The sequence below is a fragment of the Horticoccus luteus genome (genome assembly GCF_019464535.1).
Taxonomy (GTDB): domain Bacteria; phylum Verrucomicrobiota; class Verrucomicrobiia; order Opitutales; family Opitutaceae; genus Horticoccus; species Horticoccus luteus.
Map to the genome: position 1 here is coordinate 1,994,998 of NZ_CP080507.1, position 19,666 is coordinate 2,014,663.

Consider the following 19,666-nt stretch of genomic DNA (forward strand, 5'->3'; position numbering starts at 1 on the left):
TCCCGTGTTCGGACTCTTCGCCTCCCAGGAAAAAAAGATGCGGGCCAATGCCGGCAACTGGCTGGAGTTGGCCGACAAGGTCTGGCACTACCGGCGTGACCAACTCACGCCGCCCGAGGCGAAAGAACTTCTCGCGCGCACCGAGCACTTACGGCAGGCGGTCAAAGCGAAGGCCGACGCCGCCAAACTGAAGCTCGGTATTGAAGCGTTGGAGCCGGTGCTGCGGCGCGTCGGAGGAAAGATTTATCCGAAATCCTCGTTGGTGGAAAACGTGGAGTTCTTCGTGGTGGCGGCGATCGTCGTGCTCGGATTCCGCGCGTATTTCGTCCAGCCATTCAAGATCCCGACCAACTCGATGTGGCCGACGTATTACGGGATGACGGCGGAGAATTTTCCGCCCGGCAGCGATCTGCCGGGACCGATCGCGCGAGCGTTCCGCTTTGTCGCGTTCGGCGCGCAACGAATCGAAGCGGACGCGCCGGTCGAGGGGCAGGTGACGGCGGATTTTTTTGAGAGCGGCGGCATGGCCCGGGCCATGGCGTATAAAGTCGTGAGTGGCCGCTCCTGGCTCGTGCTGCCGACGCAGTTGAAGGAATACACGTTTTACGTGAACGGCGAACCGACCCACGTGAGAGTGCCGCTGGATTTCCACGACGTGGATTCGGTGGTGCAGGAAACCTATTTCGGCGGGCCGGAGAAATTTGCGTCTTTCGCGGAGCAGCAGGCTCGGTCTGGTCAACCGGAGAAAGGGGTGCTGAAAATCAGCGACCAAGCCGGTTACGCGCGCGTAGTTCGGCTGCCGCTGGGCAAGCATGTCACGGCCGGAGCTCCGGTCATCCGTTTCGATCTCATGACGGGCGATCAGCTTTTCGTGGATCGGTTCAGCTATAATTTCGTGCGCCCCTCGGTCGGTTCGGGGTTTGTTTTCCGCACCGGCCACATTCCGGGAATCGCCAACCAGTTCGGCGACCAGTATTACATCAAACGTCTCGTCGGCGTGCCGGGAGATACCATCGCGATCAGAGATTACCGGCTTTACCGAAACGGCGTGCCGGAGACAGGCGCTGCGGCTTTTGAGAAGAATGCGCAGCGCGTGGAAAAGTATCCCGGTTATCGCGCCGAGGGCAGTCTGGCGAACGGCGGCACGATGACCGTGCCCGCGGACGGGTTTCTGGCGTTGGGCGATAATTCGGCGAACAGCGAGGACGGACGTTTCTGGGGATACGTGCCGGCGAAAGACGCAGTAGGGCGTCCGCTGTTCATCTATTATCCGTTTACGAAGCGCTGGGGACCGGCGAAGTGAACGCCGCCAAGCGCAACCGCGGCGGCATGTGCGATCGGCCTTTCTCGGGAGAGGGCCAAACTCGGTTTCGAGATTCCCAGACTTTCAGCCAAGGATGAGGCGCACCAGTCAAAGACCAACTTAACATAATATTTATTGTGCGTCGCATGTTTCGGTCTCATTCGACGCCCCGATAGCACGTAGAAACGGCACGTTTTACCTACTGGAGTGCAGGCGCCGGAATACCTCACATGCTAACGTATCCTCAAACCCTTCTCGCCAGGGAGCCGCGCTATGTCTGAACTCTCTCAATCTTCGCCTGCCACGCTCTGGAACTGGCTGAATCGCCGCGCAGCCGGTGTGCTGCTTCATCCGACCGCCCTCCCGGGCGACGGCGGCGTGGGAACCCTCGGTCACCATCTGGACGATTTTCTCGCGATTCTGGCCGGGGCCGAGTTCAGCTACTGGCAAGTTTGCCCCCTTGGCCCCACCGGATTCGGCGACTCCCCGTATCAATGTTTTTCGTCGTTCGCGGGAAATCCCTACCTGATCGACCTCGCGCCGTTGGTTGATCTCCGCCTGCTCAGCGCCGACGCCGTGGCGCCTTTGCAACGCTTGAACGCAACGCACGTCGATTTCGGCGCGCTCTACACGGAGAAACGTCCGCTATTGTTTGCCGCTCACGCTGCATGGTCCCGGGATCGGACCCTCGCGCTGCCTTACGGGGCGTTTAACGCGTTTCGAGCGCGTCACGAACACTGGCTCGAAGGTTTTGCGCTGTTTTCAGCGCTCAAGGATCATTTCGGCGGCGCCCCTTGGTGGAATTGGCCCGCGGACGCGCGGTCGTTGGCTGCAGCCAAAAAGTCGAACGTTGCGCGCGTGGTGGCCGAACGCGCGGAAGCTTACGCGTTTATTCAATACCTGTTCTTTGGGCAATGGGCTCGCGTGCGGGCGCGCGCGGCTGCACTGGGCATCACGATCATCGGCGACACGCCGATTTTCGCCGCGCTCGACAGCGCCGATACCTGGAGCCGGCCGGAGCTGTTTCAACTGGACCCGAAGACGCACGCGCCGCTCGCGGTCGCAGGCTGCCCACCCGATTATTTCTCGGCCGATGGCCAACTATGGGGCAATCCTCTCTACGACTGGCCCGTGCATGCCGCCGAGGGCTACGCGTGGTGGCTTGAGCGCCTGCGCGCGAATTTCGACCTCTGCGACGTGGTGCGTATCGACCATTTTCGAGGGCTGGAGGCGTATTGGTCGATTCCCGCCGGGTCGACGACCGCACGGCCAGGACATTGGGTGCCGGGTCCGCGCATGGAATTTTTCCGCGCGATCCAAGCCGGGTTGCCGCACGCCAAACTTATCGCCGAGGATCTCGGCTTGCTCACCCCTGAGGTGCTCGACTTGCGCGCGGCAACGGGGCTGCCCGGCATGGCGGTGCTGCAATTCGCCTTCGGCGGCGGCGCGGACAATTTTTATCTGCCGCACAACGTCGCTCACAACACCGTCGTCTACCCCGGCACGCACGACAACGACACCACGCGCGGCTGGTATGAATCCGCGGCGGAAAAAACGCGCGATCATGTGCGCCGGTATTTTCGTGTGAGCGGCGACGATATAAGCTGGGATTTCGTGCGCGCCGCCTACGCCTCCACCGCGAATCTCGCCATCGTTCCACTACAGGATTTGCTCAGCCTCGGATCGGAAGCGCGTTTCAACCAACCCGGCGAATCGCAAGGCAACTGGCAATGGCGCGTCAGCGCCGATCAGCTCGCTCATCTTGCCGCCGACTCCAGCGGCTACCTGAGCGAACTCGCCGCTCTCTACGGTCGCAACCGCCCGCCTGCGGCGCCGATCACGCCGCACGCGACTTGAGAAACGCCGCTACGCGCTCGACCGCTTCAGGTGCGTCCTCGAGCAGATAGTGGCCGGCGTCGTTGTAGCGCTCCACTTGGGCCGTCGGCAGACGGCGCTGCCACTCGGCGAGAAAATGCGGATCGAAACAAAAATCGCGCATGCCCCAGGCGAGGAGCACTTGCTTGTCCGCCAAGGCCGCGACGCCGGCTTCCGCCCGTTGCAACGCCGCCCAACTGCGATGGCCGGGCTTCATCGGAATATCGCGCACGAAGGCGTTGACGGCGACGCGGCTCGCCCACGAGGAATACGGCAGCAAATACCCGCGCTTCTCCATCGGTGTGAGCGAGCGCCGATGCATGGCCATACTCGTGGCCGGCGCGGCAAAACCGTTGGCGCCGCGGACCAGCAGCGGACCAATCACGGGCAACTTGCAGAGCGCGATGCGGGCGGGAATCCGGTTCAGCGGAAACGCCGCGGTGTTCATCACGACGACCCGGTCGAGTTGCGCTGCATGGTCCGCCGTCCAGCCCATGCCAATCGCCCCGCCCCAATCATGAACCACCAGGTGCACCTTTTTTAAACCCAGGTGGATCACCAAAGCTTCAACGTCGCGCACGCGGCCGGCCAGCGTATAGTCGTAATCTTCCGGTTGGTCGGAGAGCCCCATACCCACGTGGTCCGGCGCCACGCAACGCATCGTCGGAGCGAGTTCTTGAATCAGGCGACGGTAAAAAAACGACCACGTCGGATTGCCATGCAACATGAGCACGGCCTCGTCGCAACGCGGTCCTTCGTCGACATAGCTCATCGTCGCGCCGCCGGGCGTGGAAAAATGCCGCGGCTCGAACGGATACGCCGCGCGCAACCAGTCGGGAACTTCGCGATGCGTCACCATTCGAGTGCCAGCATCAGGCAGTTCAACCCGCTGCCGATTCCGAGCAATCCCACGCGATCGCCTTCGCGCACCGCGCCCGCACCCACGGCGGCCGAAAGTGTGGCGGGCAGCGCGACGGAGCCGGTGTTGCCGAGCGTTTCAAAAGTCGAAAAGTCCTTCGCGAGATCGAGTCCCAGCGCGTCGTAGAGTGCGCGGCGATGCGTGCGCCCGACCTGATGGCAAATGAAGCGATCGAAGTCGCTGCCCTGCTCCGCCGCGAAACGCGTCCACGTGTTCTTCGCGAGCGCTACGCCTGCGACGAGCAATTGTTCCGCATCGGTCTGCATGGCGAGCGCATCGGCCCCATGGCTATCGCCCTGGCAAAGTTCGCTGTGTTCGGTCGCCGCGCCTGCCACGCCGCCCAGCAAACGATGTGCGGGGCCGCGCACGAGATCGCGATGACACACCATCGCCGCCACCGCGCCGGAGCCGATCGTGAGATTGGCGAAGAACGGTTTGATTTCGTTTCGCGAGAGCGGTTGTTCCAGGAGCGTGCGCAGCGTCTGCTCCACGAGGGGGCGCCCATTTTCCCCGGCGACCACCATTGCGCAACGAATCTGCCCCGACTCGATCATCGCCGCGGCGACGCAAAGTGCATTGAGGAATCCGAGGCACGCATTCGACACATCGAAAATTTGCGTCGTCGCGGGCAGCCCGATTTTGCGGTGAGCGAAGGAGGCCGTGGCCGGTTCGAGCATGTCGCGCGACACCGCCGCGTGGATGAAAAGTTCCACGTCGGCCGCGCGCAAATTCGATTCTGCCAGCACCGCGCGTCCCGCTGCCGCACTCGCATCCGACGGCCGCCAGCCTTCCGGCCACAGGCGGCGTTCACGAATGCCGGTCATCAACTCCAGCCGCCCGGCGGGCAATTTCAAACGCTCGTAAAGCGGCCTCAGGCGCTCTTCGATTTCGTTCGAAGTTAAAACCTCGTCGGGCATCGCGACCGCGATGGATTCCAGGCAGACGTGAGTGAAACGCATGACGTCTTTAACGCTCCGGCCGCATCGCGAGCCGGATGATTTCCTGATCGAAATAATTGCTGCCCAGCCCGGCGTCGACGACGAGCGTCGTTCCATTGATGCCACTGCTGCGTTCGCTCAAGAGGAAGACCGCGGCATCGGCTACTTCCTGTGTCGCGAGATTGCGTTTTCGAAACGTGAGTTTTTCCGCGTAGAGATAGCTTTCAATGTAGCCCGGAATGCCCGCGGAGGCGCTCGTTTTCAGCGGCCCGGCGCCGATGACGTTCACGCGAATTTCGCTCGTCGCTGACAAGGACTTGGCGAGGAAACGCGTGGCGGATTCGAGGGCGGCCTTGATGGGCCCCATGTAGCCGTAGTTGTCGGGCGTGACCTGCAACGATGAAATGCCGATGGTCACGATGGAGGCGTGGCGCGCGAGATGGGGTTTGAACGCCCGGGTGATCTCCACGAGGGAGAACGCCGACACCGCCGTGGCTTGGAGAAAGTCGGTCCGTTTGGTCTCGTCGAACGGACGGAATCCCTCGCTGTAATTGGCAAACGCGATCGAGTGCACGAGCCCGTGCAAAGGGGCCAAACCTGCGGCTGCCACTTCGGCGGCGAGACGCGCCGCGGCGCCTTCCTCTTCCACGTCGCAGACGAAGACCGGCTTGTCGGCGAGCAAGGTCTCCAGCGATTTACGACGCGCTTCCGAGCGCACGCTGTAAATGACGCGGGCGCCCTGCTCTTCCAAGGTCTTTGCGATGTGCCAGGCGACGCTTTTGCGGTTGGCCACACCGAGGACGAGAAACGTCTGGCCGGCGAGATGGAGGAAGTCTGGCATCGCGTGGCTCACGCGTTCGGCGCGGGAGCTTGGCCGTCAGGGGTTTTCCACGCGACGGAGAAATCGACATTCAACACCCGCGTGCCATTGGCCTTCTTGATGCTGCCGGTGAGCATGGTGAAGCCGCCGAGGGTGGTTTTTTCCTTCACCGCGAGAAGAATGGTATCGCCCGGATAAATCGGGCTCCGGAACCGCACATCGCTTATTTTCGCAATCAAGGGCACACCCTCTCCCGGTTTTCCGCCCGCGGCTTGCGCTTTCAATGCCATGTAGCACGCCGCGGTCTGGAAGACCGCCTCGCACAGCAACACGCCAGGCGTGATCGGAGCACCAGGATAATGCCCGCGGTAGAAATCCTCGTCGGCCCGCCATGTGCGTTTGGCCGTCAATCCGTCTGCCTCTTGGGTGACAATTTCGTCGACAAACAAAAACGGCGGACGGTGCGGAATGAGGTCGGTGACGGTGGGCATGTTAGGAAGCGGCGGCGGGAGCGTGGGGTTTGGCGGCGTAGAGGACCTTGTCGATTTTGTTGGCGACGATAACGCCATAATTAATCGTGCCGAGCCAGCCCGACATGATGATGCCAACGGAGCCGGCATGATAGAGTCCGGGCAGCATGGCGGGCAATTCCATGGAGACTTTCAGGCCTTCGAATTTGGTGCCAAACGAAGTGCCGCCGGTATGCGTTGTGTAGCGCTCGATCGTCCGCGGCGTGGCGGCCTCCTTCCAATCGATTTTTTCGCCCACCCCGGGGATAAACGTCTCCAACGCGGCCAGTGACTCGTCGATGAGCCGCTGCTTGTTGCGCTCATAGTCCTCCTCGCTCAACCCCGCCCAGTCCGGATAACAGCCATTTAACGACGCGACGACTGTGTAGCGTTCCGAGCCGGGGCGCGTGTCGGGATAATAGACGGAAAACGTGCGACTCGTCGTGCGAAAGTCCGTGAGTTCCGTGCTGCTGAATTCGGCACTCGCCGAGGTGAAGACGAGATCGCCGATGTGCGGAATCGATTCCCCTTTTCGAATGCCGAAATAGACTTGGCAGGAGCTCGAGTTAATCCGCACCGCCTGCGCCTCGGCCACGTAGTCGGAGGGGAAGTTTTCTGCGCCCGCGAGACGAAAGATCGTGTTCTTAATGTTCGCGTTCGAGAGCACCGCCTTCGCGCGGATGATCCGCCCACCTTTGGCGACGATGCCGGCGACGACTTTGTGGCCGTTGCGCTCCTCCACGAGGATGCGTTCAACGAGCACATGCTTGCGGCATTCAACGCCGTTCCTTTTCAGCTCTGCGATCATCTTCGCGATGAGGAGATCTGATCCGCCCCGAAAGGTGTAGACCCCGGAGCCCATGAAATTCGAAAACACGATGCCGAACGTGATCGCTGGGTCCTCGAGCGTAGAGCCGTTGGCGTAAGCGATTGGCTCCATCAGCAAACGGTGCACATCCTTTCGTCCCGGGAAAAAGCGTTCCAGCATCTCGCCCGTCGTTTCGGGATTGTTGTCGTAGAAATTCATCGACCGCAGGTGGTCGTAGAACTTCTCGACCACGGTGCGTTCGAGGCGGAATTGCTCGAGGAGCACGCGGGTGTAGTCCTCACGGGTGAACGTCGTCCAGACGTCCATCTGCGGATTCACAAATCGGATGTCTTTCAGTTGCACGATCGAGTCGGCGATCTCCTTCGTCCAATACTTGCGGCACGATTTGATCATGCCCACCGGGAAGCCATGCAGCGAAATATCGAAAATATGCCCGCCCTTGCGCGTGAACCAAGTGGCCAACCCGCCGTATTGGTAATGGTGCTCCAAGAGGAGCACACGGTGGCCGGCTTTCCCCAGATAATTGGACCCCGTCAATCCGCCCAAGCCACTGCCGATGACGATTACGTCATACTCGTCAGCAACACCTTTGAGCCAGTCATACGCCATGGAAACGGAGCAGTGAAAACCCCTCGCGTCTGAGCGCAAGGGGTTTTGCGTCCATCATTTGGCGCGGGCCGCTAACGGTCTTTATCCGTTCGATTGTCGCGACGTGCGTCCGCCCTCTCCCCTCGATCCGGCGGAGGCGCGCTCCGCGGCGGCGGCGCGGTCACCGGCCGCATCGCCGGCGGCGGCGCCACCGGAGCAGGACGCGGTTGCGGCACAAAAGCCGGGCGCGGCGTCGGCGTTAGCTCCGGGGCAGCGGGCGCGCGGACGGTGGCGCTGGGACCGGGCGCGCTCACCACGGGCCGCGTGGTGTTGAAATGAAGATTGCCGCGGTTGCTATCGGGCCGCGGAGAAACATCGGGCCGCGACGGGCGCACCGGGCCGCCAACGGACGGCGGTCGCGCGATCGTGGGCGCAGGAGGCATTTTCGAATCCGCGTTGCCGCTGCTGTGCGGCTGATCGCCGCCTCGTGACCACCGTCGCACGGAAGATGCGCCGTTTGGATTCGGTTGAGCCGTGGCAGGAGCAAGGCGGGCATTACCCCAACTCGCCGCCGGCCGGGCGGGATGCGCCTCGTGCTCGACCGGGCCAGGCGGCAGCGCCCGCGGTCCGACCACACGATCGCCATAACGAAAACCGGGGCGCGGCCGCACGCGGTTGGCCGGTGGACGCCAACGTTGCGGTGTGCCGTGGGGCGGCCCGACGATCACCGGACCGGCGTGATGCCGCACGTGATAATCGTGTCGGCGCCAGTCCACGCCGCGCCAGAGCACCCGGCGATGCCAGTCCAAATCGAAATCCAGCCACGACCCGACCGAATAACCGATGCCAAACGTTAAAAACGGCCCGGCGTAGCCAAACGGCGGCGGTCCGTAAACGAGATCATAATTGTAACGCGGCACATAAATCACGTCGGGCGTGGCCGGTTCGATGTAGATGATCTGATCACGCACGACCACTTCCTGTTGCGGAGTATCCTTCAACGCACCAGTGGCGCGCGCTTGAGTGCGCATACGCTGCACGGCGTTCATCACGTCGGTGGACTGCGCGGCGAACGCGAGGCCGAGCTCACGCGTCCATTCGAGGTTTTCATCCATCCATTTGACGACCTCGGGATAGTGCACCAGCGCCTTCACGCTTTCATCCCATGGCTGATCTTCGATCGCCGCCGAGCCATCACTGTTCGCCAGAAACCGCGCTGCGAGCGTGACATCGGTCGGCACCGTGGAGGCCGGCAGGATCAATGCGACCAAGACATCGGGATAGAGCGCGATGGGGGCCACGAGCTTGTCCAATTCCTCGGGCGTTCGCGGGGATTCATCGCTGACGTCCTGCGCATTCACAAATCCGAGAGAAAACGCCGCACAAACGGCGAAGAGAAACCGAGTTAGCGCAAAGCGAGAACGGCGGACGCGGGTCGGAGCGAGGGGCATGCTTAGGGGCGACACGACTTTCGGGGGTTTGTGCGCAAAATATGTCATACCCGATGAGACGCGACTCATTCCCGCCGATTACGGTATTCCCCGCCCTTACCCCGCGCGCGGCTGCAGAATGTGGTAATTCGCCATCGAGATCCCACTCAGCATCGCGCCGACGATGCCCAAAAACCCTTGGTCCGTGCCGCAGAGATAAACATTGGCCAACGGCGTGTTCCCGTCGCGTTTTTTATCCGGCGAACCGTAGATGGCTCCGCCGAAGTGCCCGGTGAACGTCGTGATCGTGCGCGGCGTAAACATGTCCGTCGCCACGGTGGCTTTGGCGAGAACGTCATCTTCCACCGCCGGCAGAAATCGGCGGGCGCTTTGCTGCACCTCGGAAAACCAACGCGTTTTCTGCTCTCGATAGACATTCTCCGGCAGCGTGGCCCAGCGGTCGTAGTTGGCCAGGCAGGTGCAGCGCAGCAGGCCTTCGGGCAGATGCTGCCCTGCTTCAAATACGAAATTATTCGGCAGACAAATCACGCCGCTGCGCACGTCGACCGCCTCGTCAGGGCGGACGTAGTTGAATTCCGGCGAGTCGTTGAAAAACACAATCGTGTCCTCGCCCCACCCGAGCGCCGCAGGCTCTTGATTCAGCACGGTAATCGTCTCGACGAACGACAGCCGGCCCACCGCAGGTAGCTGGCGGCCTCTGATTTCGGTCTCCGGTGGCTGAAACAACGCCAGCGTTTCTGGGCCGCCGATCGAGGATAACACATGGTCGGCGGTGACCTCCGCACCGTCATCGAGCACGAGCGTTGTCGCGCGTCCATCTTGGGCGATGATCCGGCTCACGCCGCATTTCATACGCCGTTCGCCGCCCGCCGCCCGAAATTTGTCCAGCAACACGCGCAACACAACGCGCACACCCTCGAGCGGGCGGGCAAACCCTTCGAGAAAGAGCGCCTTGAACATGATCGCGAACTGCCCGAACTCCATGTCGCGCTCCTGTGCGCTGCCATAATACATGAGCGGGCAAAACAACATCTCCTCGAGGAGCGGGTCCGTTACAAAGTCGCGGACGACCGCGCGGGCGCTGCGCGGCTGCGCATTGAGCGACACATCGTCGTAACTGCGAAGATAGGCGACCAGGCGAGCGAAACCATCCCGCTGCGCCGGGAATCGCGCCGCCACCTCGCTTTCGAAGAGCGCAAAGTCATTCGTAAACCGTAGCTTCACCTCGCCGCGCGGCCCAAAAGCGATTCGCGAACCGCGTTGCGGACAAAGGGCCAACTCATCGCGATCAATGCGCAACTGCCGCAGAATTTTCCCCAGCGGCGTTCCCTTCACACCGGGCGGCACGTAGTTCGTCATCGCGTGCAGGCCGACATCGAATTTTCGCCCCGCGATACTGTAGAAACTGTTCAGCCCGCCGACGGCGTTGTGCCGCTCGAAGATACAGACGCGCCGGCCAAAATGCGCGAGTCGGATGCCCGCCGCCAAGCCCGACATGCCGGCTCCGATGATCGCCACGTCGTAATGGGAGCTCGTGTTCATGCGGCGATGGCGGCCAATAAAAAAGGCCGGGCGCAGCCCGGCCTCGGTGCGCGGATTTCGGTGCGGTTCAGCCCTGCTTCTGGGCGTTGAACTTCGGCGTAAGATACGCCGCGGAACTGTCGAGTGAGGCCAGTTGCTGGTAATCCGCCTCCGGCACCTCGATGCCGTGGCGTTTGCGCAGCTCCATCACGATGTCGAGAAAGTCCATGCTATCGAGCTGGAGTTGGTCGCGCAGGCGCACGTCCGGTTTCACATTCGAAAGGTCTTCATCGGGCGCGATGTCCGCGATGATATCGAGCACGACCTGCTTGCATTCGTCGGTGGTCATAGGAATTAGGCGAAGAATCAGTCAGGGGACAAAACGTTTCACAATCAACGTGGAATTGATGCCGAGCATCCCGAATGAATTGTTCAGGATCACGTCGACCTGCCCCACCCGCTGCGGTTCGTTCAACACCAGGTTGGGCAACGCACATTGCGGGTCGAGGGCATCGACGTTGATCGTGGGATGCACCACCAAGTCATCGAACGACGGCAGATTGCCCGCGAGTTCCAGTGCGCCCGCCGCCCCCATGCAGTGGCCGATAAAACTCTTGGTGTTGTTGATGTAAGTATCAGGACAACCTTCGCCAAACACGGCGCGAATCGCCTCGCACTCCTGAATGTCGCCCAGCGGCGTCGCCGTGGCGTGCGTGTTGACGATATGGACATCGCGTGGCCGGAGGCCGGCATGGGCGATCGACTTGCGCACGCATTCAGCCTGCCGCACCGGATTGGGCAGCACGTAATCGCTGGCGTCTGAGTTCACCGCATAGCCCGCAATCTCCGCGTAAATCTTCGCTCCCCGGGCCAAGGCGTCGTCAAGCCGCTCCAGCGTATAAAGCCCCCCGCCTTCGGATACGACGATGCCGTTGCGCGCCAGATCAAACGGCCGTGAAGCCTTCGCGGGATCGTCGTTGGTGGCGAGCGCGCCCTGCGACTTGAAGCCGGCGAAAATCCCAAACGTGTGAATGCTTTCGCTCACGCCACCGCAAATCGCGAAATCCACCTCACCGAGGCGCAACATTTGCGTGGCGTGGATCAGGCCCATGTTCCCCGCCGCGCAGGCCGCGCCGATCGTGTAAGCCGGACCCGTCACGCCAAGATTGAGCGACGTCTCTCCCGCCGGGTTGTTGGCGACGGTGCGCGGGTTGTGATAATGGGACCAGAACTTGGTGTCGTAGTTGAACTTCGAGATGTTAAAAATCTCATTCTCCGTCTCGACGTTGCCGTGTTCGGTGCAGCCGATGTAAATGCCCACGCGATCCTTCGGAAGCCCCGCGAAGTTGACCTGACTGTCGGCCAGCGCCTCGCGCGCGCAGTAAATCGAAATCGAGCCCGCGCGCGTGCCTACGCGAACTTCCTTTTTCGTCTGATACTTCAGCGGGTCGTAATGGCAGACGCCGGCCAGAAGTGAGCCCATGTAACGCACATCGAGACGTTCGATGCCGGAAACGCCCGTCAGCAAATTACGACGAAACTCGGCCAAGGTGTTGCCGTTGGGAGCCGTGAGACCGACCCCGGTGATGACGATGCGCGGGAGCTGCATGAAAAGAGAGGCCGAAATCGCTAGCCAACCCCGCCGTGAAAGCAATACAAGCCTCGCCGTCTTTTGCCTAAGCTTATGAACGTTCTGGTCATCGGAGGTGCCGGTTACATTGGAAGTCATTGCGTGCGACAGCTTGTCGCCGCCGGACACCGCCCCGTCGTGCTCGATAATCTCGTCTACGGTCATCGCGCCGCCGTGCCTGCCGGTGTGCCGCTTCACCAAGTCGACCTTGGCGACGAGTCCGCGGTCGGCCGCATCCTGGTCGACGAAAAGATCGAGCTGGTGATGCACTTCGCCGCTTATTGCTACGTCGGCGAATCTGTCACGGATCCGCTGAAATATTATTTCAACAACGTGGTGGCGCCCGTCCATCTGCTGAATGCGATGCTCACCGCGGGCGTGAAGAAATTCGTTTTCTCCTCCACGTGCGCCACCTACGGCGTGCCTGCGTCCCTGCCGATCGTCGAGACGCTGCTCCAAGCCCCGATCAATCCCTACGGGCAGACGAAGCTCGACGTCGAAAACCTCCTCAAGAGCCTCGCCCAAGCGCACGGATTGAGTTTCGCCGCCTTCCGCTACTTCAACGCCGCCGGTGCCTCGGAAGATGCATCCATCGGTGAAGACCATGACCCGGAAACCCACCTCATCCCTGTCGCCATCGACGTTGCGACGGGCAAGCGCCCTCACCTGCAGCTTTTCGGAACCGATTATCCCACCCCGGACGGCACCTGCCTGCGAGACTACGTGCATGTCGACGATCTGAGTCGCGCGCACATCGCTGCATTCGATCGGCTGGCCACGCCCGGCACGCAGCTTTTCTACAATCTCGGCACCGGCCGCCCGTCATCGAACCGCGAAGTCATACGCGCGGTGGAAAAAGCCACGGGCCGCACGATCACGGTGATCGAGAGCCCGCGTCGCGCGGGCGATCCGCCGGCGTTGTTCGCCGATTCCAGCAAAGCCCAACGCGAACTCGGTTGGACGATCAAGTTTCCCGATATCGACTCCATCGTCGCCACTGCGTGGAAATGGCACCGCGCGCATCCGCAAGGCTACGCTGATCGCGCGCCGCGCCAGTAAGAACGTCGCTATTGCCCGGCTCCGCCGCGCAGTCGCCTCCACGTGGCCCTGGAAACGCCGAGTTTTCCCGCCGCCGCCTCCTCGTCGCCGTCCTCAGCCTTGAGCGCGTGCTCCACGAGGCGCTTTTCCACGGCCGCCCAGACGCCTGATTCGTCGTTCGCCAGCTCCGTATAAAGCGCGGCGATCGCCCTTGAGATGCTCGACTCTGCATCCGCCGCAGGCTCGGTGGACACGGGTGCTGGCTGGGACGTTGGCTCGGCGCGGTCGCGAACTTCCGCGGGCAGATCCTTCAGCAAAATGGAGTCCCCTTGGGCGATGACGGCGCTGCGGTAGATGACGTTTTCCAACTCTCGCACATTCCCCGGCCAAGGATAGCGCGTGAGCACCGCCAAGGCTTCGGGAGAAACTTTGCCGACCCGTGTCTTCCTGCTTTTGACGAGATTCTGGAGGCAGAAATCGACGATTTGCGGAATGTCTTCCGCTCGATCGCGCAACGCCGGCATGCGGATACGCACGACATTAAGCCGGTAGTACAAATCTTCGCGAAACGTCTTCGCTTTAACCATCGCCTCGAGATCCTTGTTCGTCGCGGCCAAAATCCGGACGTCCACCCGGATGGTCTCGCTTCCGCCGACGCGCTGAATGTCGCCCTGCTGCAGCACGCGCAGGATTTTCGTCTGCGTGGCGAGCGCCATGTCGCCGATCTCATCGAGGAAAATCGTGCCGCCGTCGCATAACTCAAATTTTCCGATGCGTTGCCCGGTTGCGCCGGTGAACGCACCTTTTTCGTGTCCGAACAGCTCGCTTTCGATCAGGTTGTCAGGAATCGCCGCGCAGTTGACCGCGATGAACGGTTTGCTGGCGCGGTGGCTGTGCTTCCAGATCGAGCGGGCGACGAGCTCTTTGCCCGTGCCGCTCTCTCCCGTGATCATCACCGTGACATCGCTCGCCGTCACCTGCCCGATCGTTTTGAAGACCTCCTGCATCGCCGCCGAATTCCCCACGATGCCTTCCTTGAAATCGTCGCTCGAAACGGTCGGCTTGTAATCTCCCACGGCGCGCAAATCGGCATGGGTCTTCAATGCGTTCTCGACCAACGCCAACACCTTGTCGGGCGCAAACGGCTTCATGACGTAATCGAACGCCCCGTATTTCATCGCCTCGATCGCCGTCTGTGCCGTGCCGAATGCCGTCATGAGCACGACGAGCTGCTTCGGGTTGACGGAACGGAGGTGCTGCAAGGTTTCGATGCCGCTCATGCCGCCCATGCGCACGTCGAGAAAAATAAGATCCGGCGGCGGACCCTTCTTTAGGACGGCCACGCCTTGTTCACCGCTGCCCGCTTCGGTCACCAGAAAGTGCCGCGAGGCCAGCACCCGCGTGAGCGAGTAGCGGATCTCCGCGTCGTCGTCGATGATGAGAATGGTGGGCGGCTTGAGCTCGGGCATGCGCAAATGACCGCAGTGTTCGTGCCAGTTGGCGCTGGCGAATTGCAGCCGGCAGCATTTGTTGCGGGCATGCTACGGTGGTCAATGAACTTGTTCCGCGTGCGCGGGATCCAGGTCGCGGTGCACGCCAGCTTTTTTCTTCTCCTTGGCTATATCGCCTGGGAAGGCGAAAAAGCCGCGGGCCTGCCGGGCGCCCTCTGGAGCGCCACCGCCGTTTGCGCATTCTTTGCCTGCGTGGTTTTGCACGAACTCGGGCACAGTTTCACGGCGATGCATTTTGGGATTCGGGTGCCGCGCATCCTCTTGATGCCAATCGGGGGCATGGCGCAATTTGATCGGATTCCGCGCGAGCCCCGTCAGGAGCTCCTCATCACGGTCGCCGGCCCCTTGGTGAATTTCGCGCTGGCTGGGTTGCTCTGGTTGGCGGTCTCGTTTCCCGCCGGCTGGATGCAGGTGGAAATCCCGCGGTCCGTAGGTGATCTCGGGCGTCAGCTCTTCGTCGCCAATCTCGTCATGGGCATCTTCAATTTTCTGCCCGCGTTTCCGATGGATGGCGGTCGCATCTTGCGCGCGTTGCTCGCCTTCCGACTGCCCTATTTACGGGCAACTTGGTGGGCGGCCACGGCGGGCAAAGTTGTCGCAGGATCGTGCATCGTGCTGGTGCTTCTGTGGCCCGCGGACGCGGCATGGGAACAGCGGGGACTGCGCGCCGCCCTTTTTCTTTTCATCTTCATCGCCGGCGAAACCGAATATCGGATGCTCATGCGCCACGAACGGGAAGAGGAACACTGGCGGCGCACCTTGGCGCGTCTCGCCGCGACCCGCACCGATCCGCCCGTGCTCTCGCCGTAGCCGTCCTGTCCACCGGCTCTGAAGCGAGGCGCATCGTTTCAAGCGTTCGCCCGCCGCGCTACTCACACGCGGCACGCGTCACTCGGGGTGCGGATGATCGTTTTATCCGACCAAACCGGCGCGATATGCGCTTCTCGCCGACTGCGCCGGGCTTGTCCCCTACCTTCCCTTCGGAACGCCTCCCGCTGGGCGACGCCACGTAGTTATGAGACGCTCTGTGCGCCCTGCCGCCTCTCAACGACTGCCATCCGTTCTCATGTCCACTGAAGTCCTTCCTCTTGCTCATCTCGCGGTGAAACGCGTCGCCGCGCTCGACGATTTTTCATCGGTCGCGTCCATGTGGCAGACGTTTTGGCGGAAGTGCGGACGGGCGGCCCGGCACCCGACTCCCGCTGAAACCGTGACGTGCTACGGGCGCCTCGCGAATGCCACGCCGCACTTCCTGACGTTGATTTCAGACGAACGATTGATCGGCGTAGTGCCGCTTGTCGCCGCCCGCGTGGACGCGGCGCGTGTGCTCCAGCTCTTGGCCCGAGGGAGCGACGAAACCTTCGACGCCTTGGTCGAACCCGGTTTCGAGCCTGCCGCCGGCACCGCAGTGTTCGAATTTCTCGCCCAACGCGCGGCGGAGTGGGACTGCTGCGAGTTCAGCGGACTCAGGGCTGGCTCGATTCTGTTGAACCCCGAGGTCCCGTTGACGTGGAGCGACCGCATGGAGCCGCACGACCCTTCGCCCGTGGAAGCTCCTCGCTACCGGCGGATATTGCGGCACGCCGCCGCCGCGTGAAGTTGGCCGGCTGCGTGGCCGGACGTGCTCCCGCTCCCGGGCGCGCCCTCGCGCGTGCCGCAGGTGCAGGCGCAGGCGCCAGCCCGGGCGGTCACTTGACCCCTGCCGGTGCGCGGTATTCCATGGCGGAGCATGTCAACTGCCGCCGTCTCAACGCCCGTGCTCTGCTGTGTGCTCGCGTTCAACTCCAACAACGAGATCGCAGTGCGGCGGCTCGGCGCGAAAGCCGGCCTGCCCTTCACCGGCGTCGATCTGGCGATGGCGACAGCGCGGCTTGAGAACGCGTTTGCGGAACACACTCCGCCGCGCGAATTTTACACCGCGGACGGCGGCGGTCGGCGCCACCGCGTGTTTTTCGCCCAAGTCGCCGGCCCTTCCGCGGACGCCGAAATACGTTTCAGTTCATTCGACGCCCTGCTCGCGGAGCCCAGCGCACTCGCGCCATCGCTGGCCGCCGTGCTGGGCGGGCTCGAGCCGCATTTGATCGATGTGCCCTATCTGCACCTCGGCGAAAACGAATTCATCTACAAGTTTCGCCCGGAAAAGGAGCGCAACCCTGCGATTTACGCGCGCGATCCCGAGGCGAGCGCGCTTTATCAATCGAAGCTCTGCGCCGCGATCAAGACGCTCGCCCGCCGCCATGAGCGGACCGCCACGCCCGCGGTGGCGCTCGACTTCGGTCCCGTGAGTTACGTGGTGCCAAGTCATTTCGGATTTTGCCTCGGCGTGAAAAACGCCATCGAACGCGCTTACGAGACCTTGGCCGAAAACCCTGAGCGCCGTGTGTTCATGCTGTCGGAGTTGATCCACAATCCGTTCGTTAACGAGGATCTGTTGCGGCGTGGGCTGCGTTACCTGCAGACCGACAAGGGCACGCCCTATACCACGAGCGGCCGCAAAGCCACGGATGCGCCGGGCGAACCGCTGCTGTGGGATTCTCTCACGCCCCACGATATCGTTATCATCCCGGCGTTTGGTGCCACGGACGAGGACAAGAAACGGCTCGTGCGCAAGGGCATTGCGGTCTGTCACTACGACGCCACCTGCATGCTCGTGGAAAAAGTCTGGAAAGCCGCCCGCGCGTTCGGACGGGAAGGTTTCACGGTGATCATCCACGGCAAGCACGAGCACGAGGAAACGAAAGCCACGTTTTCCAACACCCGCCGCTACGCGCCCGCCGTGATCATCCGCAACCTCGAGGAAGCGCACCTCCTTGGAGAAATCATTGCGCACGGTGGCGAAGAAGGCCAACGCCGCTTCGAAACAACGTTTGCCGGACGATTCACGCCGGGCTTCTCCGTGGAGCGCGACCTGGCCCGCATCGCGGTCGTCAACCAGACCACGCTGCTGATGAACGAGACCATCGGCATCATTGAGCACTTGCGCGAGGTTTACCGGCAGCGCTTCGGGGATGCCTCCCTCGTTGGAGGGAGCAGTCGCGGCGATACGCTTTGCTACGCCACGCAGGTCAACCAGGACGCGCTCAGCCTCGCCCTGCAGGAGCCGCTCGATGCCGCGTTTGTGATCGGCGGACGCAACTCCTCCAATACCTACCAACTCTATCGCCTGTGCGCGGCGCAACTCGGCGCCAAGGCGTATTTCATTCAGTCGGAGGCGAGCATCCTCTCGCGTGAGGAAGTCGAACATTACGTCTTTCCCGCGAAGGGCGAACACGTGGGCGGCCACTTGGAGCGCCGTGCGCTCTGGCCTGACGATCACCAGCCGAAACGCATTCTCGTGACCGGTGGCGCGTCGTGCCCCGACGGCATCATTCAGCAGGTTATCACCCGCATCAACGGCCTGTTTCCCGCCGCCGCGCTGCGGTCCATTGACGACGTGTTGGCCGATCTAAGCCAAGTCGACGTCAACGCCTGACGCGCGCCCGCGCAGCGACGCGCCGGCTTAGAATCGGAACGTCATGCCCGCGCGCACGCCTTGCAGGCTGCTCAGGTCCACGCGCGTGGAATACGTGCCGTCGGCCGAAGTGATCGTTTGCGTGTAGGCGCCCGCGTGCTGGTAAACGCCGCCGATGTAAAGTCCGGCGCGTTCCGTGAAGGTGTATTCCAAGTTACCGTCGACGTAGTAACCGGGCAGAATTTCGCTCACGCCGTCGCTAATGCTCGCCACGATTTCGGACGACGTTTCCGGCTGGAAGATCTGGTCGACCGTGTAAGTCGAGCCCGCGTAAACGAGCACCGCACCCACACTGACGGTCGCCTTCAAGTTCGCCGTGATCGGAAAGGCCACCGACGGACCGGCGCGAAACGAGTAGAACGCACCGTGCAACTTCCACGTGTTCGCGACCGCCGTATTGGAAAAGGTCGGCCCTGTGGTCGTGCGGGCCAGCGGTTGGCTGGAGATCAGCGCGGTATCGAACGAGTTGCCGTTGGCATCGGTGTATGCACCCGGCGCGTTGTACGGCGCATTGGGCGCGGAAACACCGTTGGCGAAGTAGTAGAGGTCCGTCGTCTTCGTGATCCGGGCATCCATCTGCGAGCGAAAATTTGCCCGCACATCATTCACGCTCATGCCGCCAATCAGCGTCCACGGCAGCTTGCCGAAGAGTTTGCCCATGTCGCGGGAGACTTGCACTTCCACGCCGAGACTCGACTTGGGATTCTGATTAATGGCGCCGGTATTGAGCACTTCGGCCGAGTAAGTGTTCATGGCCAGAAAGCCATCGCCCAACGCCTGCCGGTTGTCGGCAAAGCTCCAGTTGTTCGTGTAACCATCGGGAGCCACCGGATTGCCGTTCAGATCGGTCCGATGATCAGGCGCTACCGTGCCATCATGGTAATAACGCACCGCCGTCGAATCGCCCAATGCGCCAATTTGATTGTAGGAATTCACGGTCCCGCTGCCGGAGAACGAAGACTTCACGCCGCTCAGCATCCGCGCACCGAGCGTAAAGGTGAACGTCGGCTGGTAGATGAATTCATCGAGGCCGAAATCGAGGTTGATGTCCTCCTGCGGCGGCTGCTGATCTTGGGCAAAAGCCGAGAGGGCGCAGAGAGCAAAGAGAGGCACAAGGCGGTTGAGTTTCATGCAGCGAGGCGGATGGGACGCGTGGAAAAGGAGAAAGTTGCCAAAAACACCCACGCACAAGCAAGTTTTCCCGACGGCCGAAGATTGCCTTT

General features: G+C 62.1%; 17 protein-coding genes. 6 read left to right on the plus strand and 11 right to left on the minus strand.

Annotation, left to right across the window (positions count from 1 at the left end):
- Positions 1-4 precede the first annotated feature (4 nt).
- Positions 5-1,303 (plus strand): signal peptidase I, encoded by a 1,299-nt coding sequence (gene lepB / locus K0B96_RS08385; protein ID WP_220166033.1) that lies wholly within the window; start codon positions 5-7, stop codon positions 1,301-1,303.
- Positions 1,304-1,576: 273 nt separating this feature from the next.
- Positions 1,577-3,160, plus strand: coding sequence for a 4-alpha-glucanotransferase (gene malQ / locus K0B96_RS08390; RefSeq protein ID WP_220166034.1), 1,584 nt, complete (start codon positions 1,577-1,579; stop codon positions 3,158-3,160).
- Here the strand turns inward: malQ and K0B96_RS08395 are convergent.
- The 9 genes from K0B96_RS08395 to K0B96_RS08435 all read right to left on the minus strand — a co-directional run bounded on the left by K0B96_RS08395 (position 3,141) and on the right by K0B96_RS08435 (position 12,362).
- Positions 3,141-4,037 (minus strand): alpha/beta fold hydrolase, encoded by an 897-nt coding sequence (locus tag K0B96_RS08395; RefSeq protein ID WP_220166036.1) that lies wholly within the window; start codon positions 4,035-4,037, stop codon positions 3,141-3,143. The two genes, malQ and K0B96_RS08395, sit on opposite strands and share 20 nt — an antisense overlap.
- Positions 4,031-5,056 carry a 3-oxoacyl-ACP synthase III gene (locus K0B96_RS08400; RefSeq protein ID WP_220166038.1) on the minus strand — a complete coding sequence of 342 codons (1,026 nt, stop codon included), beginning with the start codon at positions 5,054-5,056 and terminating at the stop codon, positions 4,031-4,033. The genes K0B96_RS08395 and K0B96_RS08400 overlap by 7 nt, the downstream gene beginning before the upstream one ends.
- Positions 5,057-5,063: 7 nt before the next feature.
- The gene (locus K0B96_RS08405) at positions 5,064-5,876 is read right to left on the minus strand and encodes an enoyl-ACP reductase FabI (protein WP_220166040.1); all 813 of its coding nucleotides are present in this window, start codon (positions 5,874-5,876) and stop codon (positions 5,064-5,066) included.
- An 8-nt stretch (positions 5,877-5,884) separates the two neighbouring features.
- Entirely contained in the window at positions 5,885-6,346 is a 462-nt protein-coding gene (locus K0B96_RS08410) for a 3-hydroxyacyl-ACP dehydratase FabZ family protein (protein WP_220166042.1), read from the minus strand.
- Between the two features lies 1 nt (position 6,347).
- Positions 6,348-7,802 carry a phytoene desaturase family protein gene (locus K0B96_RS08415; protein WP_220166044.1) on the minus strand — a complete coding sequence of 485 codons (1,455 nt, stop codon included), beginning with the start codon at positions 7,800-7,802 and terminating at the stop codon, positions 6,348-6,350.
- Positions 7,803-7,873: 71 nt separating this feature from the next.
- Positions 7,874-9,142 (minus strand): DUF3300 domain-containing protein, encoded by a 1,269-nt coding sequence (locus tag K0B96_RS08420; protein WP_220166046.1) that lies wholly within the window; start codon positions 9,140-9,142, stop codon positions 7,874-7,876.
- 186 nt (positions 9,143-9,328) lie between these two features.
- Positions 9,329-10,774 carry a phytoene desaturase family protein gene (locus K0B96_RS08425; protein WP_220166048.1) on the minus strand — a complete coding sequence of 482 codons (1,446 nt, stop codon included), beginning with the start codon at positions 10,772-10,774 and terminating at the stop codon, positions 9,329-9,331.
- A gap of 67 nt (positions 10,775-10,841) precedes the next feature.
- Positions 10,842-11,102, minus strand: a complete 261-nt coding sequence (locus K0B96_RS08430; protein ID WP_220166050.1) for an acyl carrier protein — start codon at positions 11,100-11,102, stop codon at positions 10,842-10,844.
- A 21-nt stretch (positions 11,103-11,123) separates the two neighbouring features.
- Positions 11,124-12,362, minus strand: coding sequence for a beta-ketoacyl-[acyl-carrier-protein] synthase family protein (locus K0B96_RS08435; RefSeq protein ID WP_220166053.1), 1,239 nt, complete (start codon positions 12,360-12,362; stop codon positions 11,124-11,126).
- A 75-nt stretch (positions 12,363-12,437) separates the two neighbouring features.
- Between K0B96_RS08435 and galE the strand changes: the two genes are divergently transcribed.
- On the plus strand, positions 12,438-13,442 hold the full coding sequence (gene galE / locus K0B96_RS08440) for a UDP-glucose 4-epimerase GalE (protein WP_220166055.1): 1,005 nt from the start codon (positions 12,438-12,440) through the stop codon (positions 13,440-13,442).
- Positions 13,443-13,450: 8 nt separating this feature from the next.
- Here the strand turns inward: galE and K0B96_RS08445 are convergent, their stop codons facing one another.
- Positions 13,451-14,890: a sigma-54-dependent transcriptional regulator gene (locus tag K0B96_RS08445; RefSeq protein ID WP_220166057.1), complete on the minus strand. Its 1,440-nt coding sequence runs from the start codon at positions 14,888-14,890 to the stop codon at positions 13,451-13,453.
- An 84-nt stretch (positions 14,891-14,974) separates the two neighbouring features.
- Between K0B96_RS08445 and K0B96_RS08450 the strand changes: the two genes are divergently transcribed.
- The 3 genes from K0B96_RS08450 (at position 14,975) to ispH (ending at position 18,404) form a co-directional block, all read left to right on the plus strand.
- Positions 14,975-15,742 carry a site-2 protease family protein gene (locus K0B96_RS08450; protein ID WP_220166059.1) on the plus strand — a complete coding sequence of 256 codons (768 nt, stop codon included), beginning with the start codon at positions 14,975-14,977 and terminating at the stop codon, positions 15,740-15,742.
- 256 nt (positions 15,743-15,998) lie between these two features.
- Entirely contained in the window at positions 15,999-16,529 is a 531-nt protein-coding gene (locus K0B96_RS08455; protein ID WP_220166061.1) for a GNAT family N-acetyltransferase, read from the plus strand.
- A gap of 132 nt (positions 16,530-16,661) precedes the next feature.
- Positions 16,662-18,404 carry a 4-hydroxy-3-methylbut-2-enyl diphosphate reductase gene (gene ispH, locus K0B96_RS08460; protein ID WP_255558908.1) on the plus strand — a complete coding sequence of 581 codons (1,743 nt, stop codon included), beginning with the start codon at positions 16,662-16,664 and terminating at the stop codon, positions 18,402-18,404.
- A 27-nt stretch (positions 18,405-18,431) separates the two neighbouring features.
- On the opposite strand, the gene K0B96_RS08465 is transcribed toward ispH, so the two are convergent.
- On the minus strand, positions 18,432-19,556 hold the full coding sequence (locus K0B96_RS08465) for a hypothetical protein (RefSeq protein ID WP_220166063.1): 1,125 nt from the start codon (positions 19,554-19,556) through the stop codon (positions 18,432-18,434).
- Positions 19,557-19,666: the final 110 nt, after the last annotated feature.